The organism is Qipengyuania aquimaris, from assembly GCF_009827445.1.
Classification (GTDB): domain Bacteria; phylum Pseudomonadota; class Alphaproteobacteria; order Sphingomonadales; family Sphingomonadaceae; genus Qipengyuania; species Qipengyuania aquimaris.
Map to the genome: position 1 here is coordinate 570645 of NZ_WTYI01000001.1, position 17844 is coordinate 588488.

The following is a 17844-nucleotide window of genomic DNA, read 5'->3' on the forward strand; positions in this document are numbered from 1 at the left end:
AGGCGATCATGGACACACAGACCCTGATTTACATTTTCGTCGGCCTCAGTTTCGCACTGTACATCGGTATCGCGATCTGGTCGCGCGCCGGTTCGACGAAAGAATTCTACGTTGCCGGCGGCGGGGTGAACCCGGTCGTCAACGGCATGGCGACGGCGGCCGACTGGATGAGCGCGGCAAGCTTCATTTCGATGGCCGGCCTCATCGCCTTCCTGGGCTATGATGCTTCGGTCTACCTGATGGGCTGGACCGGCGGCTACGTGTTGCTAGCGCTGCTATTGGCACCGTATCTGCGCAAATTCGGCCAGTTCACCGTACCCGATTTCATCGGCACGCGGTACTATTCCAAGACCGCACGCGTGGTGGCGGTGATCTGCCTGATCTTCATCAGCTTCACCTATATCGCAGGCCAGATGCGCGGCGTGGGCATCGTGTTCTCGCGCTTCCTCGACGTGCCGATCACCCTGGGTGTCATCATCGGTATGGGCATCGTCTTCGTCTATGCGGTGCTCGGGGGGATGAAGGGCATCACCTATACGCAGGTCGCGCAATATTGCGTGCTGATCTTTGCCTATATGGTTCCGGCCTTCTTCCTCAGCTTCATGATCACGGGCAATCCGATCCCGCAGATCGGGCTGGGTTCGACGGTCGACGACGGGTCCGGGTTATACGTGCTGCAGAAATTGAACCTCGTACTATCTGACCTGGGCTTCGGAAATTACACCGACGGTTCCAAAAGCATGATCGACGTGTTCTGCATCACGCTGGCCCTGATGGTTGGTACGGCAGGTCTGCCGCACGTCATCGTGCGCTTCTTCACCGTGCCCAAGGCATCGGATGCACGCAAGTCGGCAGGCTGGGCGCTGATCTTCATCGCCCTGCTTTACACCACCGCTCCGGCAGTCGGCGCCTTCGCCCGTCTCAACTTCATCGATACGGTGAACGAGACGAGCTATACCGAGGCACCCGGCTGGTTCAAGAACTGGGAGCGCAATGATCTCATCGCTTTCCAGGACAAGAACAATGACGGCGTGATGCAATACCGCAGCGGCGACGCCTTCGAAGGCGCGCCGGAATTCGCGGAAGGCACCGGCCCATCCGGCGAGCGTGTGGTGACCAACGCTCCTGTCGCCGACAGCGAGAACGAGGTCTATGTCGACCGCGACATCATGGTGCTGGCCAATCCGGAAATCGGCAATCTGCCGGGATGGGTGATTGCGCTGGTCGCAGCCGGCGGCTTGGCCGCGGCCTTGTCTACGGCGGCCGGACTGTTGCTAGTGATTTCCAGCTCGGTCAGCCACGATCTGCTCAAGTCCACCTTCAAGCCGAATATCTCGGAGAAGGGTGAGCTGCTCGCGGCCCGTGTCGCGGCGACTGCGGCAATCGTGGTGGCTGGCTATCTCGGCATCTACCCACCGGGTTGGGTGGCGCAGGTCGTGGCATTCGCCTTCGGGCTTGCTGCCGCCAGCCTGTTCCCGGCCATATTCATGGGCATATTCTCCAAGTCCATGAACAAGGAGGGAGCCATTGCCGGCATGGTCGTCGGCCTCGTCTTCACCTTCGGCTACATCTTCTACTTCAAGTTGATGAACCCGGCGGCGAATGTCGCGGAAAACTGGCTGTTCGGTATCTCGCCAGAAGGTATCGGCGTGGTCGGCATGGTGCTGAACTTCGCGGTCGCGATCGCGATCTCGAAGGTGACTGCCAGCCCGCCGGTCGAGATCCGCAAGCTGGTGGACTCCATCCGCGTACCGCGCGGTGCCGGGGACGCCCACGCGCATTGAGTGTGACAGGTCGTAGCAGGAAGGGGCGGTGCCGACAGGTGCCGCCCTTTTCGTTGCATAATCGGACGCTTGCGATAGCTTCGGTCACGGAGGGAGGAATGCGATGCTGTTCGGCGCCGCGATAGCTGCAGCGACACTGTATCTGATCGCGCTGTTCTGGATTGCCGCGCGGCAGGACCGTCGGGTGGAGGAAGGGTTCTCCCCTTCGCGCCGTCGTCGGGACTGGATCTACGGTCTATCGCTTGCGGTCTACTGCACGAGCTGGACTTTCTTCGGCGGCGTCGGGTCGGCGGCGAACAGTGGACTGCACTATTTGCCGATCTACCTTGGCCCGATCCTGGTATTCACCTTCGGCTTCGGCTTGGTGCGCCGCGTCCTTGCCCAGGCTAAGGCCCAGCATTCGACCTCGATCGCGGATTTCCTGTCGGCGCGATACGGCAAGAGCGCGAGCGTGGCGGCGCTGGTCACTATCATCGCGACAGTCGGATCGCTGCCCTACATGGCCTTGCAATTGCAGTCGGTCGGCAGCTCGCTGCTCGCGCTCGATCCTGAGTTGCAGGCAAGCGTTTCGGCGCAGGAACTTGTCCTGCTGGTCGCAGCCAGCATGGCGTTGTTCGCCATCCTGTTCGGCTCGCGCCGCGGGGACATGGCAGGTGACAATGCCGGGCTCGTCCTGACGATTGCAGTGGAATCGGTGGTAAAGCTTCTAGCGCTGCTGGCAGTCGCTGCGCTGGCGGTGGCGGTCCTTGCCGGTGTCCCGGCAGAAGCCACGGTGTCTCCCTTTTCGATGGCGCAGCTGGACGCGCGTTTCGTCATCCTGACGATTATTGCCGCATGCGCGGCCCTGTGCCTGCCGCGCCAGTTCCACATGGCTTTCGTCGAAGCGCAGACCGATCGCACGACGCGAACCATGCAGTGGCTGTTCCCCGCCTATCTGGTCCTGACGTCGCTGGTTATAGTGCCTATCGTGCTCGCGGGAATGGCAGTGCTTCCCCAGGGCACGCAGGCCGACATGATCGTGATGGCCTTGCCCCTTGCGACGGGCAGCGAGGCATTGGCGCTGCTTGTGTTCATCGGCGGATTCTCGGCGTCGACCGGCATGATCGTGGTGGCCAGCGTGGCCCTGTCGACGATGATCACGAACGACCTTGTTTCCCCGCTGCTGTTCCGCAGGGAATTGCGCGGCACGGGCGATCGCACCCGGCTCGCCGCACGGCTCCTCATGGTGCGCCGCCTCATCATCGCGGCGCTGCTCTTCCTCGCCTATCTCTTCTATCTCGGCTTCGGAGCGGTGGCGGACCTCGCAGGGCTCGGCACGCTGGCATTTGCCGCCATGGCACAATTCGCGCCCGGCCTCGTGCTTGGAGTGACGAGCCGCCACGGGAACAAGGGCGGCATGGTTTCCGGGCTGGTGGCGGGATTTGCATGCTGGCTGGTCCTCCTGATCGTGCCCGCAGCAACGGGCGAACCGGCAATTTTCGCCATCCACCCCGATCCGCTGGTCTCGGGGGTATTGCTCAGCCTCGGGGTGAATATCGCGGCATACTGGATGGGATCGGCAGTGAGCCGCGAGACACTGGCCGATGCCGCGCAAGCTGCCGCTTTTGTCGGCACTACGCCGCCGGGCACGCGGCCGGGTTTCATCACGGCCAAGCGCGTAGCCGACATCCGCCTCCTTCTCGCCCAGTTCGTCGGCCAGAAGCGTGCCGGTGCAGCGATAGAGGCGATGGGGACGGGGCTGCGCGACAGCGATCCTGCGGACCAGGAGATGCTGGCCATGGTGGAGCGCACCATCGCAGGCGTCGTGGGCACTTCGTCCGCGCGCATGCTCTTGTCGAGCTGGTCGCAGGGTGATCCCGTGCCGCTCGAACAGGTGGTGGCCATGTTCGACGAGACCAACCGGCGCCTCACCTTCAGCGGAGACCTGTTGCAGCTCGCGATCGAGAACATCGACCAAGGTGTGGCGCTGGTCGACAAGGACATGAACCTCGTCGCGTGGAACAGCCGCTACCAGGAGATGTTCGCCCTGCCGGATGAATTGGCGAGCGTTGGCACCCCGATCGCCGACCTGATCCGCTTCAACCTGCGGCAGAGCGGTACACCCGACGCGGAAATCGAGCTCCAGGTCTCTCGAAGGCTCGAGCATATGCGCGCAGGTCGCCAGCACCGGATGGAGCGCGAACAGCACGACGGGCGGATCATGCGGATCGTCGGCAATCCGGCGCCCGGCGGCGGATATGTGACCAGCTACAGCGACGTGACCGCCGACCGCAGGGCGGAACAGGCGCTCGAATCAAAGGTGGCCGAGCGCACGCAGCAATTGAGCGAGGCCAATGCGGCGCTCGAAGCGGCAACACGCTCCAAGACGCGCTTTCTCGCGGCTGCCAGCCATGACCTCATCCAGCCCCTTAACGCGGCCCGCCTGTTCGCCTCGGCCTTGGGCGAGGAGGTGCGGGGCAGGGACCAGCTGGTGCGGCTGGTCAAGGATCTCGACGGCTCGATCACCTCGGCTGACCGCCTGATCCGCGCCTTGCTGGATATTTCCAAGCTCGACGGTGGCGGCATCGAACCGCGCTTGGAACCGGTCGCGCTCGACGATATTTTCGACGAGATCATGCGCGAATTTGCCGTGCAGGCGCACAGCAGGGGCCTGCGCTTCGCGCGCGTTCGCAGCAGCGCCTGGATTTTGACCGACCGGGCCTTGATGGCCAGCATCGTACGAAACCTCATGAGCAATGCGATCCGTTACACACAAAGCGGCGGCGTGCTCCTGGGTGCGAAAAGGGTCGGTGACGCAATCGATCTATGCGTTTGCGATACCGGTCCCGGCATTCCGGAGAAGGACGTCGAGCGGTTGTTCGACGAATTTCAGCGCGGGGAAACCAGCGACAGGGAAGGCCTAGGGCTTGGCCTCGCGATTGTCAGGCGTATTGCGGCCTTGCTGGATGTAGAAGTCGAGACGCGCTCCGTGGTCGGGCAGGGGACGACTTTCGCAGTGCGCCTGCCGGTCCTGCGCTGGGGTGCGCGGACAGCGGTCGCTCCCAGACGCAAGGCCTCGACGCTGGCCAATGCGCGCGTGCTCGTGGTCGATAACGATCCCGCCGCCCTCAGTTCGACCACCGCCTTGCTAAAGAGATGGGGGCTGGAGGTCGTCTGCGCGCTCGGCGAGGAAGAGGCGCTTCGTGCCGCGCCCGCCGCGCCTGACGTCGCGCTCATGGATTTCCGCCTCGACGGCGATGCGCGCGGCGATGGCGTCTATGAAAAGCTGTGCGCACACTGGGGTACACGCCCTCCGGCCATATTGCTGACTGCCGAAGCGGGAGAGGAGACGGAGCAAGCCGCACGGCGCATGGGGGCCAATCGCCTGCTCAAGCCATCTTCGCCCGCCGCATTGCGAGCCCTGATCTCCGATTGCGTCGCCCGCAGCGGGGCCGCCAGTCAGCCCGAGGCGGATTCCGCCGCTTCCTGATCCACGACCAGCTTGGCGGCCAGCAATACGGCCTGCGTCCGGTTCACCACGCCAAGTTTGCGGAAAATCGCCGTGATATGGGCTTTGACCGTGGCTTCGCTGATATTCAGTTCGTAGGCGATCTGCTTGTTGAGCAGGCCTTCGTTGAGCTGTGCCAGGATACGCCGCTGGGCAGGGGTGAGCGTCGCGATTTTCGCCAGGTCTTCGTCAGGTTCGGCATCGGTCTCGGGAAACCATCCGTCGCCGTCTCTGACGCAGGCGAGGGCATCACGCATCTGCTCCAGCGGCGCGGATTTCGGAATGAAGGCTGCAGCGCCGAGCTGGCTGGCCGCCGCATAGACGCGCGGATCCTCGCTTGCCGAAACGATAGCCACGGGAAGGGCGGGGAAGTCCTGCCGAAAGTCCATGAGCGCGGACAATCCGCGGGAATCTTCCATGTGCAGGTCTAACAACAGCGCTTCCGCACCGATTTCCACTTCCGCGCGCGCTTGTGCCGCGGACGAGGCTTCCACGATCTCTGCCTCCGGCCAGACCTTGCCCACCGCATGGCTCAACGCCGTGCGGAAGAGCGGGTGGTCATCGGCGATGATAATACGCTGCGTCATAGGCGATCAGCGGTTCTGCCGCCCCTCGATCAGCCGCTCGACGAGGCTGGGATCGGCGAGTGTAGAGGTATCGCCCAGGGAACCGTAATCGTTCTCCGCGATCTTGCGTAGGATCCGGCGCATGATCTTGCCGGACCGCGTCTTGGGAAGGCCGTCGGTGAATTGGATATGGTCGGGTGAAGCGATCGGGCCGATCTCCGTCCGAACATGATTGCGCAGTTCGGTGTAAAGGGCGTCGGACCCGTCCTCGCCCGCGTTGAGCGTGACATAGCAGTAGATGCCCTGGCCCTTGATGTCGTGCGGGTATCCGACGACCGCGCTCTCGGCGACCAGCGGGTGCGAGACCAGCGCGCTTTCCACCTCGGCGGTGCCCATGCGGTGGCCGGACACGTTGATCACATCGTCCACGCGGCCTGTTATGCGGTAATAGCCGTCCTCGTCGCGCTTGCAGCCATCGCCGGTGAAATACTTGCCGGCGTAGGTGCTGAAATAGGTCTGCACGAAACGTTCGTGATCGCCGTAAACGGTCCGCGCTTGACCGGGCCAGCTGTGGGTGATGCACAAATTGCCCTCGTTCGCGCCTTCCAGCACCGCGCCGTCATTGTCGACCAGCTGGAGCCGGACGCCGAAGAAGGGCAGTCCGGCGCTGCCCGGCTTCATGTCATGCGCACCGGGCAAGGTGGTCAGCATGCAGCCACCCGTTTCGGTCTGCCACCAGGTGTCGATGATCGGGCAGCGCTCTTCCCCGACCACCTCGAAATACCAGCGCCATGCCTCCGGATTGATCGGTTCTCCGACCGTCCCGAGCAGGCGCAGCGAAGAGCGGTCGTGCTTGGTCACGAAGTCGTCGCCTTCGCGCATCAGCGCGCGGATCGCCGTGGGTGCGGTGTAGAGAATATTGACCTTGTGCTTTTCGACCACCTGCCAGAAGCGGCCGTGATCGGGATAATTCGGCACGCCTTCGAAAATGACCTGCGTGGCCCCGTTCAGCAGCGGCCCGTAGGCGATATAGCTGTGCCCGGTGACCCAGCCGATATCGGCGGAACACCAGAAGACTTCGCCCGGCTGGTAGTCGAAAATGTAGTTGAAGGTCGTCGCCGTCCACACGCCATATCCGCCGGTCGTATGGACCACGCCCTTCGGCTTCCCGGTCGAACCCGAGGTGTAGAGGATGAAGAGCGGATCTTCGGCATCCATCGGCTCGCACGGGCAATCCGCGTTGGAGCGGACGTCATGGTACCAGTGGTCGCGGCCCTCGGTCATCGGAACGTCTGCGCCGGTGTGCTTCACCACCAGCATCCCGTCGAGCGGAGTGTCGTGATCCGGCTCTGCCAGGGCGGCATCGACATTAGTTTTCAGCGGCACCCGCTTGCTACCGCGCAGGCCCTCGTCTGCGGTTACGACGAAACGGCTGCCGCAGCCCTCGATACGGCCGGCCAAAGCCTCGGGCGAGAAACCGCCGAATACGACCGAATGGATCGCCCCGAGCCGTGCGCAGGCGAGCATGGCCAGCACGCCTTCGATAATCATCGGCATGTAAATCGTGACGCGATCACCCTTCTTCACGCCGATGGCCTTGAGCGCATTCGCCATAGCGACGACTTCGGACTGCAACTCGCTATAGGTCAGCGTGCGACCCGCGCTCTGCGGATCGTCCCGCTCGAAAATCAGGGCCGTCGCATCGGGGCGCGAGGCGGCATGGCGGTCGACGGCATTGTGGCACAGGTTGAGCTTCCCGTCCGCGAACCACGCGATGTCGACCGGGTCGAAAGACCACTCACCGCCCTTGGTCGGTGCCTTCACCCAGTCCAGCCGCTCCGCCTGCTCGAGCCAGAACGCATCGCTGTCTTCGACCGAACGGCGGTACATCGTTTCGTAGTCGCTGCTGGTGCAGTGCGTGGCTGCCGAACTCTGCGGGCGTTTGACGGTGTCGAGCATGAAAGTGTCTCCCTTCAGCGACGGCATAGCAGGTAAGCGGCCAGTCGCGCTTTCAGACGAAGGTCTTACGACCAATCGCCCATTTATCCAGTCCAGCCTTGCCCATCATAATCGCCCGACAAGAAAAAGAGGGAGGTTGGAATGACTGGGAAGTCCTTGAAACTGGCGTTGCGAACCGGCTTGCTCGCTTCGACCTGCCTGATCGCCGTGCCAGTTTCGGCGCAGGATGCCGACGTCGAGGAGCGTCTCGAGCGCCTCGAAGCGCTGGTCATGCAATTGGTGGAACGTCTCGACGCCAAGGATGGCGAAATGGATGCGGCCCGCGCGGAAACCGTCGCGGCCACGCAGCAGGCGCTGGCCGAGACCCGCGCCCTGCAACTGCGGCAGGAAGAACTGGCCGCGCAGATCGACGAACCCAAGAAGCAGGAAGACAAGGGCTTCCGCGTCGGCAACACAACGGTGTCCTACGCCGGCTATGTAAAGCTCGACGCGATCAGCCAGCGCACCAGCGGCGGCCAGGTCGCCTCCGGCAGTATCGTGCGCGACTTCCTGATCCCCGGGGCCATCCCCGTCGGCGGAGACGGGTCGGGCTGGGACACGGATTTCAACGCCCGCCAATCGCGTTTCATCTTCAAGACCGCGACCGATGTCGGCGCCGAACATACGCTCAATTCGCAGATCGAGCTCGACTTCATGGTGACTCCCGACGGGGATGAGCGGATTTCCAACGGCTACACACCACGCCTACGCCAAGCCTTCATCACTTATGACAACTGGCTGTTCGGCCAGGCCTGGACGACCTTCCAGAATGTCGGGGCCTTGCCGGAAAGCCTCGACTTCATCGGCACGACGCCGGGCACGATCTTCGCCCGCCAGCCGATGATCCGCTACACTGACGGCGGGCTGATGCTGGCGGTGGAACAGCCCGAGACGACCGTGACATCGAGCACGGGCGCGCGGGTCATAGCGGGCGACGATTCGCTCCCCGATATCGTTGCCCGCTATAATTTCAGCGGCGACTGGGGCTCGCTGTCCGCATCGGGCATCCTGCGCAATCTCAAGATTTCGGAGGACGATTTCGGCACTGATGGCGACAGCGCGTTGGGGTACGGGGTCAGCTTGTCCGGCAAGCTCAAGCTGGGCGAACGCGACGATTTCCGGTTCATGGGAACGGTGGGTGACGGGTTGGGGCGCTATATCGGCCTCAACATCGTCAATGATGCCGCGCTGGACCTCGACGACAATCTCGACCCGATCTTCACTTATTCGGGTTTCGGAGCCTATCGCCACATGTGGTCCGACAAGGTCCGCTCCAACATTGCGGCGTCCTATTTCAAGGCCGACAATCCGGTATTGCTGACCTCCGGTGCGGTTACCGACGAAAGCTGGAACGTGCTGGCGAATATCATTTACTCGCCCGTCAAACCGGTCGATATCGGGATCGAGTATATGTACGCGGAACGCACGCTGGAAAACGGCCAGTCGGGCAATCTGCAGAAAATCCAGGTATCGACGAAATACTCGTTCTGACTTCAGGGCATGTAAGCCCGCAAACGAAAACGCGCCGCTGGTGGCTGGATGTTCCCAAAGGAATGCCAGGCCGCCGCGGCGCGATTTTAGTTCGTGATCGAAATGGTCGGGGAGAGAGGATTTTGGACAGACTGCGTCACAAGGCTTTGAGGCGCCTATCTTTCTGATTTCACGAGGGGAATTTCCTGACCGCTGTATAGGAAACTGTATAATCGGTGCTCAATAATTCGGTCCTATATCGGCAGGTAAGTTGCCGAACCAAACATAAAAATAGCCTCGATTGGCGTGCTCGTTCTCGCTCTGTAGGCGTTTGCAGATGAGCACTACACGAAAGCGCGCGAAGGCGTGCACGCCCGACAAATACCTTTGGCTGCGAGGCTCTATCTATTGGTTCCGATATGGAGTGCCGAAACGTTTCCAGTCTGTGGAAGCACGCAAGCTGATTCAGGTTTCGCTAAAGACCAATGATTTGCGAGAGGCTCGTCTTTTAACGGGCAAAATGCGGGCAGATTTACATTCGGAATGGGAAGGCCGGTTGAATGGCTCTGCAAGCCCAGCCGCTTACCCGCCCGATCATCTTGATATGACTTTGGAAGCTACCGAGGCGGCATATTCGCGCATTCGGCCCAAGCTGGAAAATCTCGCCAAACAGCAAGAGCTTGATAACCAGCAGGCCTATGATGCCTACCTGCGCAAACTTCGCAACACTCGCGATGATTTCCTGAGGGCTAAGGCTTGTAAGCCCTTATCCGTTTGGTCCGATTTGGCTGATCGCCGCATCAGCAAAAATAACTGGATTCTACCGCAAGGGTCGGAAGGCTACGACACATTTGTCGACATGATCGCTGAGGCAGCAATTGAGGCCTTTAATATCGAGATTGCTAGGCGAGAGGGCCAGTTTGCTGCTGAGCCATCGAGTCTGGTCGTTAAGGCTGGCCTAAAAGCCAAAGATGACACCGCCAAGGACGGGGAGACCATTCTTGATCTCTTTGATCGCTATGCGGCTCAGCGGCTGGCAGAGGGCAGAAAACGCGAAGATGGTATCACCCAAGACCGAAAGGTGATTGATTCATTTGCGAAGTTCGTAGGCCCTCGCAAAAGTATCAAGGGTCTCACCCCAGCGGATATTAGAGATTGGCGCGATACGCTCGCCGCACTGCCTCCAACCTATCAAAAGGCTAAAGCCTATGAAGGCCTATCAATGCGCCAAGCCGCTGCGAAGGCGAAGGCTATCGGTGCGAAAACTATCAGCCCAGTTACTGTCAATAAGCACCTATCAACACTGTCTCCATTTCTCGGCTGGTGCGTTACCAATGCCTATGCAGACAGGAACCCATGCGACGGGCTGTTCTTCGGCATTGTAAAAGGAAAGAACCCTAGGCCGCCGTTCTCAAAGGGGCAGCTTGAGAAAATCTTTGCTTCCTCTCTCTTCACTGGCTTCTTGCGTGAGGGGCAAGAGCATAAGCCTGGAATCCAGAGAGCGGATGATTGGCGATATTGGATACCGATTGTTTGTTTGTTCACCGGAGCAAGGGTTGGGGAAATCGCGCAGCTTCGGATCGAAGACATTCAGCTTGATGATGGCATACCTTTCCTGCTCATTCGACATGACGAGAGCACAGGACAGCGCACCAAGTCAGGTGCCAGCCGCGTTTGCCCCATTCACAGTGAGCTAAAGCGGATTGGCTTTCTAAGCTTCGTGGAAAGACAGCGGAGCCGAGCCAATGGCAAAGCAACCTGTCAGCTATTTCCAGAATTAGAGCCGAATGAGAGAGGCCATATCGGCGCAAAGCCTTCTCGCTTCTGGCGTGACTATCTCAAGCGAATTGGTGTCAAATCCGGCAATGATGGCCTCGGAGCGCATTCCTTCCGCCACACAATGGCCGATGCATTGCGGACCGCTGGCTATCTGGATGATGAGATTGAAGTAGCTTTGGGCCACAATCAGAAGACCGTCACCGCTGGTTACGGGAGGGTAAGGCAAGGGACTGTCAAACGCATCAACACGATGCTGGAAGCTATAACCCACAGCTATATTTCATTCTCGAAATAGCCCTGCCCTATTGAGGATTCAGGATTGGCAAAAAGGTTAGATTAGATGGCAATCTAATCAACCTGATAAACGCCCTATGCCGAGGTAGAAAATAAGCCCTTATAACAAACATGAAATAAGCTATTGTCTGAAAAAATGCCATAAAAATTTTTTCAAAGTAAAAATGAATGAAATAAATCACCGACGATTTATGGGCTCAGAGAAATCGTGCAAACACGAATCACGCCGGACATGAGGTCCGGCGGAATTTATTTGTATTTGCAAGGAATTTTTTATGAGTAAACCGCATTCATTTTCAAAGGAATTAAAGACTAAGCAGTTGTTCGAGTCTAAACGGGCTCGCACTGGCGGAGCGATATTCATTGGCAAGGGGCATTTGATAAAATCGCTTTGCATGAAGACTCTAATTTCAGAGATTAATTGTAGGGCTGGATTTGTATTGATGGAATATGGATCGTTTTACCTAGTTTTATGTAATTCAGGAACTGGGACAGTCATTTCAACTAAATAGATCATTTGTATTCTCCCTTTGTCCTCCCTTTAGGTGTCACCAATATACTTAAAGAGGAGGAAGGGGGGAGGGGGCTATACTAGAAACACTTTGGGGATTGTTGGTGGAAATAGAGCGGGAAAATGCGTCCTATTTGAACCTGCGTTTAGAGCCTTGCTCCGATGAAGCTCAGGCGTTCGTCTGTAAGGTTTCAAGCCAGACATGGGCTTCAAGTGACAGCAAGCGCCCCAGGCCTTCTAAACTACACGAAGAAGCTACAGGGGCTTTTATAGCCGACTTGCTCACTTGTCATGCTCAAGACCCTTCAAAGTGTCTCTACCGTTCGATGATGGCATCTAGCTTCACGGGGGAGCGCATTGGTTATCGCGCTTTTAGACGGCTGGTCGAAGGCTCGGTCTCTGCCAAACTTGTATCGGTTGTGGGCGGAACTGGGGGAGGAAACGAGATTGGGTTGGCAACTCGCTTCAAGGCAACGGTATCACTGATTAGTTTAGCTGATAAATGCGGCATTGACCTCGAGAAGCTAGACACGCATTTCCGCCCTATCCCCCGCCCCTCTCGTATCGCCTATCCCTTATTGCTTAGGGGCGCTTCTAGACAGGTAGGGTGCAAGAAGGAGCAGGGTCGAAACATTCCAGTCGATTATGGAAAGCCTGAGGCCGCTGCGCTTGCAGAGCAGGTGAACGATCTGAACACCTTTTTTGCAGACATTCAGATCGAACCTGCAAGCGATCACTTGGCCTTCCATCGTATTTTCAACGAGGGCGACACTCGTGGGTTTGCTTGGAACAAAGGTGGTCGTCTCTACTCCATGGGCAACAGTTATCAGCAGCGGAAGCACGCGGTGCGCTCCTGCATGAAACTAGAAGGTGAGGCTGTTGTCGAGATCGATATTAGAGCCAGTCACCTAACCATCCTACACGCCAAACTAGGCCAGGCCTTCGACCCAAGTTCCAGAGACCCATATTCTCACCCTGCGATTCCGCGTGAGGTGTTGAAGGGGTGGGTAGCAATGACTCTGGGGCATGACCGTTTTCATCGAGCTTGGACAAAAGATAAGAAGGCCGACTACCACAATGAGACAGGGCGTGACCTACGCAAAGATTTCCCCATCAAGGGCGTTCGAGAAGAAGCTTTGAAACTCCATCCAGTGTTGCGCGGGTGGCCCACCTGCGATGTTCGGTGGGGTGATTTACAATTCATCGAAAGCTGTGCTGTGATTGATACTGTGCACCAGCTGGCCCGAGAGCCTAGGCTTCCTGCGCTCCCGGTGCATGACTCAATAATTGTGCCAGTGTCTAAAAGGGAATTGGCGTGCTCGGTGTTAAAGGCCAACTTCAAAAAACATGTCGGAGTTGAGCCAGCTTTGTCGATCAGGTAGGCACCTTCTACTGGATGATTATTTCTCATTGCGGAGCAGAAATTTGCGAAACGAAGACCTGATCGTCCTAGCGGTTGATATTACCTCGGCCTACGTTGCTAGCAACCAGATTGCTTCCGAAAGGGTGGGGAGCCTAGTTGCGAACATCCATGGTGCACTCGCTAACCTTGGCAAGGAACAGTTCGAGGCCGAAGCTCCGGAACCTGCCGTGTCGATAAGGGCCAGCATCAAGAAGGATCATCTTGTTTGCTTAGCATGTGGCAAGAAGATGAAGATGCTTAAGCGGCACCTTTCAACTGAGCATGGCATGACGCCCAAAGAATACCGCGAAGCCTACGGTCTTCCAGATAGCTACTCTCTTGTAGCTCCGGACTATGCAAAAACCCGAAGCGACCTCGCTAAGAAAATTGGCTTGGGCAAAAACCCAAATCAAAAGCGCGGCAGGAAGGCGGCTGGTAGCAAATAATACGACCAAGCTCAGCCGGAGGACCTGACATACCGCAGGAGGCTTGAGAATGCCCCAGGATTGCGTTTTGGGGCCATTTGGCCAGTAGGGTAGCCAAAACAAATAAAACGCACAGAGGGCCCTTAAAATCGCTTACGCGGAGAGGCGAAGTTTGCGATTATTATAGGGGCTATGGAAAATAGAAGTCTTAGAATTTATTGGTATTGATTAAACCTATCCGTTCATAAATTTTCACTCGAAATAACTTAAGCTCACAAACCTATCTTCATTTAGATAAGTTCAGAAATGTTTATGTAAGTTTAGGCCTCTGCGAGCCATTTCAACGCCCACCGGCCTTTGGCAGGAAGATAACCGCAAAATCGATGGTTGGTTGGGTTGTTTGAAGTCAGGCCGCGCTGATCCTCCAATCCTCACATAGCGAATGTCTGCTTTGGTCGGCTGGCAAGAAGCGCCGATGTCAGGTTTTGGGTGGAGAGCTAACTCCCATTTTTCTCAGATCTGCGTTCAGCAAGAAACGAGAGGCATAACTATTATGCCTTTGGACGCGCTATATAATTTGCCGCGCTCCGTTTCGTTGAATTGGGGTCAATCGAAGCATTGTCTTGCGAGCAACCAATGAGAATTGGTCAGAAGTTTGTCGGTCGTTTGGATTTAGGCTACATTGAGATCAACTGCAAAACCTCAATTGGGACCTCAGATGACGAGACGAGTCTACTTGATGACAACAGCAATCTGTCTGTTTGTGCAGCCCCAAAGTGCCTTGGCTCAAGACGAAGGGGAGAAATTAACTAGAAGCCTCACAATCACAACTGCGAAATGGGGAATAGATCTTTTAGTAGCTGCGCACGATAGTATCGACGATCCGGAGTACATTCCTCCAGTGGACACTGGTTCAACTGGAGAGGTTATGAAGCGTGTCGTCGATAATTTTAACAGGCAGAAACTGTCCCTTGAGGGGCCTATTACGGTAAAGGAGGCTACAGTCGAAGCTGTTGCTGACGCTGGCTTGGCGCTAGCGATCTATAGCACAGGCGGCTCTGCGCTCGTTCCGGCAACAATCATTAGAGCTGGAATCCAGGCTGGATCGGACAAGTATTTCGCCGCGGAGCGCGCCGAAGTGGATCAGCAGTTGAGGTCATATCTCGCAGCGAAAGAAGAGAGTATCATTGCTGAGACAGGACTAAGCTACCCCGAGTTACGAAAACTGCCCCCTGCCGCGTTACGTGCAAAGCTAGAGGAAGGAACTGCGGCGTTTGGCGCAATCGAAGAAAACGTTGCTGACCCGCTTTTACAAGAAACGTCGAAACGGCTGATTGTCAGCACGATTATAAACACTCAAAAATCGACACTCGATTTGGTCGACGAAAACACTTTCCAAATTGCCCAACTCCAATCGGGCCTGGGTGAACTGAATTCTAAGTTTGATCAATACAGGCAGATTACTGATGCTGTCCTTTCCGAGCATGATAAGCGTATAACTGGCCTTGAAGAGTCGGCGAGACTATTAGAAAGTTCGATTGCACAGCTTGATAGCCGAGTTGCTATGAATTCCGATTCTATCGGGCTTATCCAAGATTTGATGTTCTCGAAGTTATCTTCCGTTGAGAAGGTTGAAGCGTTGAAGGGCGGATTCCTTGCGCACAGGTATTATTGTCCAAGCGATGCTGAAGCGTGCGAAAAGGAGGCCGTGAAGGCTGACTTGATCTCGCATTTCGAAGCTCAAGCAGAATTTGAAGCGAATATCAAAGCAGCGGGGAATTTAATCGACGATACCAAACAAGTGATCGGGATTGCTGAAGCACTAGGTGTCGAGACCGGAAAAGCGGGAGAGATTGTCCAATTTGGATCGGTTGCTCTGTCCGCGTTCACCTCATATGCGACTGGAGATTATTTGGGTGTCGTGTCGTCGATCACGGGTGCCTTCGCGAAGAAAAAACCGGATCCTCAGTTGGCAATGCTTCGGCAGATGGATGCGAAGCTTACTCAAATATTGAGGAATCAGCAGGCTCTAAGCAATCAGATGAAAAGCATTAGTGAACGTGTCGATATTCATTTCGATAAATTGAACGAGCGATTTGATACTGTGGAGTTCGGTATAGATCGGATCGGCAGGCTAGCGGCAACGGCACTTAACGAGGATTGGCGATCGTGTCCGAAGTTATACGAGCACGCCCTTGATCCGGCAAACGCGGCTGCATTCGGGTTCAATCCTTCAACAGGTCGATTTCCCAGCTTTGACAAGGCAAGTCAATTCGCTTTCAACTTTAACTATGACGCCGAAGCCTGTGGTCAAAAGATGGACAATACCTTGGGCCAATTCTCCAGCCAGTCGTGGTTCATTAACTTTCTAACAAAGGAGATAGACGTCAAGGCGGAGAATTATGTTCTTAAAGAGCTCGCTGAGAATCAAGCGGCGAGTTGGAAGTTAAATGCAGATTACATTAGAGCATCTGGGATCTCATCAGCAGAGGCAATGTTTTCCTATTCCCGGCCCGCTCAATCGTTTGACCAACTTGAGAATCGGATCGATGGCCTGCGAGGCCTAGGAGCTTGTGCCGAGGATCGAAAAATTGAAATGGTCGCTCTTGAGCGATTAGTATGCGTGAAATTGCCTATTGCAGAGCAAAATGTTCCAGAAGCGACCGCTAATTTACTCCGCGTTCCTATGTCAGCCTCGCACGCTCGAGACGTCATTAAGTGGGCTTTGTTAGAACATAATCTCGCAAATTTTTCTCAATTTGCAGATCAAGACAATCCTGTATCGCTAGCAGACGTCCTAGAAGATCCGCGTATCGCGCCCATGTCTCGGTCGGAGCAACGGCTAGAAGATGCATTGACCACTCTCGACGTCGCGATTGCCAATTTGGCGATGCCTGTCGGCGATCTAACGATTCTCAGTATTGCAAGAGCATTGACTGATCCTCCGGCCGATACCGGTAAAGCGTCGGAGCAAACAAAAGTCGTGAGAGAATTATTGTTAAGGAGGAAAATTCTAGCAAGAAACGTCGCAACTTTTTTGGTTCGGGAGCGAATGGGTCTTTATGATGGAGAAAATCCGTCCGGTGTTGAACCCGACCGAGGAGCTTACGCAGCAGCTCTAAACTTCGCAAAGTCGACGAAAGAAGGTGATCCGCTCATATTGTTGAACACCTTACTTGGACCGAAATCAGTCCTACGGAAGAGTGAAGATGGATTGGTATTTATCGAGCTTTTGCCCGGTGGTGAAAAGGCCGACGCGGTTCTGGTTGAGCTTCCCGGGCCCGCCTTGGTATTCAGCGGGGAGATAATTTATACGAACGACATTTATGAATTGAGCAAGCTACGCTCTTTGGTCGTTGACCGATTGATGAACTTCAAAGCGCTAAAAGGCCTTTCCATGGACGATCGGGAGCACTTTTCAATAAATGCGATCCGCGCTTCGCAAGGATCTGAGCAATGAAGCGCGCGATGCTGATCACTATACTCGCATTTGGTGGGTTAGTTTTCTCAGATCCTGCTCAAGGTCAAGCTCAGATTGAGAGATGCAGCGAAGCTGCAAACGTAAAGTATGTTGAATTATATGCTGCTATAAATACTGAGGCTCATAAGAACGCATATTATTCTGTGGAAGCGGAAAAGTATGAGGCCAAGGTTCGGGAGATAGTTCGCTTCATTTTCAATAAATCCACCAAGGACCAAGGTAAGCTCATGGCCGTCCCACCTGCGCCACCCATCATGCAACTGGATCCAGTGTCTCTTGGGGTTGCAGGGCAGAATGAATGCACCAACATCAAAGGCGGCACTTTTGTTGGGCCATGGACGGGTCGAGCTGAATATAAAAGGTTGGTCAAAAAGAAAGAAGAGTGGGAAGAGCTAAGGAAAGATCGAAGCGCAATTCTCGATCGTTTTTCCAGAGCGAGGGCAAACCTAAAGCTCATCAAGGATTTTCTCGCCAATTTTTAATCGAGAGCTGGTCGCAAGGCCTTGAGAATTGTTTTCAAATGGTTCTAAAAATTGGCTCAGCAATCGAAAGAGCCGCAGAAGGTAACCTGTTGGCGCCAAATTGAAGATTGGTGCTTGCAAAGTAAAGGAGCTCGAAACTTGTAAGCTTTGAGCCACCCTCAAAGC

At 56.3% G+C, this 17844-nt stretch carries 10 protein-coding genes; 8 read left to right on the top strand and 2 right to left on the bottom strand.

Going from position 1 to position 17844, the window contains the following annotated elements; all coding sequences use genetic code 11:
• The first annotated feature begins 8 nt into the window (after nt 1-8).
• Nucleotides 9-1784, top strand: coding sequence for a sodium:solute symporter family protein (locus tag GRI34_RS02815; RefSeq protein ID WP_160594644.1), 1776 nt, complete (start codon nt 9-11; stop codon nt 1782-1784).
• Between the two features lie 103 nt (nt 1785-1887).
• Nucleotides 1888-5253 carry a hybrid sensor histidine kinase/response regulator gene (locus GRI34_RS02820; protein ID WP_160594645.1) on the top strand — a complete coding sequence of 1122 codons (3366 nt, stop codon included), beginning with the start codon at nt 1888-1890 and terminating at the stop codon, nt 5251-5253.
• Here the strand turns inward: GRI34_RS02820 and GRI34_RS02825 are convergent.
• Nucleotides 5223-5858 carry a response regulator transcription factor gene (locus GRI34_RS02825; RefSeq protein WP_160594646.1) on the bottom strand — a complete coding sequence of 212 codons (636 nt, stop codon included), beginning with the start codon at nt 5856-5858 and terminating at the stop codon, nt 5223-5225. The two genes, GRI34_RS02820 and GRI34_RS02825, sit on opposite strands and share 31 nt — an antisense overlap.
• 6 nt (nt 5859-5864) lie before the next feature.
• Nucleotides 5865-7796: an acetate--CoA ligase gene (acs, locus tag GRI34_RS02830; RefSeq protein ID WP_160594647.1), complete on the bottom strand. Its 1932-nt coding sequence runs from the start codon at nt 7794-7796 to the stop codon at nt 5865-5867.
• A 141-nt stretch (nt 7797-7937) separates the two neighbouring features.
• Here acs and GRI34_RS02835 point away from each other — a divergent pair, with 141 nt between their 5' ends.
• The 6 genes from GRI34_RS02835 (at nt 7938) to GRI34_RS02860 (ending at nt 17679) form a co-directional block, all read left to right on the top strand.
• The gene (locus GRI34_RS02835; protein WP_234028134.1) at nt 7938-9326 is read left to right on the top strand and encodes a DcaP family trimeric outer membrane transporter; all 1389 of its coding nucleotides are present in this window, start codon (nt 7938-7940) and stop codon (nt 9324-9326) included.
• Between the two features lie 316 nt (nt 9327-9642).
• On the top strand, nt 9643-11379 hold the full coding sequence (locus tag GRI34_RS02840) for a site-specific integrase (protein WP_234028135.1): 1737 nt from the start codon (nt 9643-9645) through the stop codon (nt 11377-11379).
• A 614-nt stretch (nt 11380-11993) separates the two neighbouring features.
• A complete protein-coding gene (locus GRI34_RS02845; RefSeq protein ID WP_160594649.1) occupies nt 11994-13271 on the top strand; it encodes a hypothetical protein in 1278 nt (425 codons plus the stop codon).
• A gap of 43 nt (nt 13272-13314) precedes the next feature.
• Nucleotides 13315-13737, top strand: a complete 423-nt coding sequence (locus GRI34_RS02850) for a MucR family transcriptional regulator (protein ID WP_234028136.1) — start codon at nt 13315-13317, stop codon at nt 13735-13737.
• Between the two features lie 718 nt (nt 13738-14455).
• Nucleotides 14456-17176 (top strand): hypothetical protein, encoded by a 2721-nt coding sequence (locus tag GRI34_RS02855; RefSeq protein WP_160594651.1) that lies wholly within the window; start codon nt 14456-14458, stop codon nt 17174-17176.
• On the top strand, nt 17173-17679 hold the full coding sequence (locus GRI34_RS02860) for a hypothetical protein (RefSeq protein WP_160594652.1): 507 nt from the start codon (nt 17173-17175) through the stop codon (nt 17677-17679). Before GRI34_RS02855 ends, GRI34_RS02860 begins: the two co-directional genes overlap by 4 nt.
• The last annotated feature ends 165 nt before the right edge of the window (nt 17680-17844 follow it).

Bases quoted from the DNA above. Each gene is read 5' to 3' on its own strand.
- GRI34_RS02815 (WP_160594644.1), top strand. From the start codon at position 9: ATGGACACACAGACCCTGATTTACATTTTCGTCGGCCTCAGTTTCGCA.
- GRI34_RS02820 (WP_160594645.1), top strand. From the start codon at position 1,888: ATGCTGTTCGGCGCCGCGATAGCTGCAGCGACACTGTATCTGATCGCG.
- GRI34_RS02825 (WP_160594646.1), bottom strand. From the start codon at position 5,858: ATGACGCAGCGTATTATCATCGCCGATGACCACCCGCTCTTCCGCACG.
- acs (WP_160594647.1), bottom strand. From the start codon at position 7,796: ATGCTCGACACCGTCAAACGCCCGCAGAGTTCGGCAGCCACGCACTGC.
- GRI34_RS02835 (WP_234028134.1), top strand. From the start codon at position 7,938: ATGACTGGGAAGTCCTTGAAACTGGCGTTGCGAACCGGCTTGCTCGCT.
- GRI34_RS02840 (WP_234028135.1), top strand. From the start codon at position 9,643: ATGAGCACTACACGAAAGCGCGCGAAGGCGTGCACGCCCGACAAATAC.
- GRI34_RS02855 (WP_160594651.1), top strand. From the start codon at position 14,456: ATGACAACAGCAATCTGTCTGTTTGTGCAGCCCCAAAGTGCCTTGGCT.
- GRI34_RS02860 (WP_160594652.1), top strand. From the start codon at position 17,173: ATGAAGCGCGCGATGCTGATCACTATACTCGCATTTGGTGGGTTAGTT.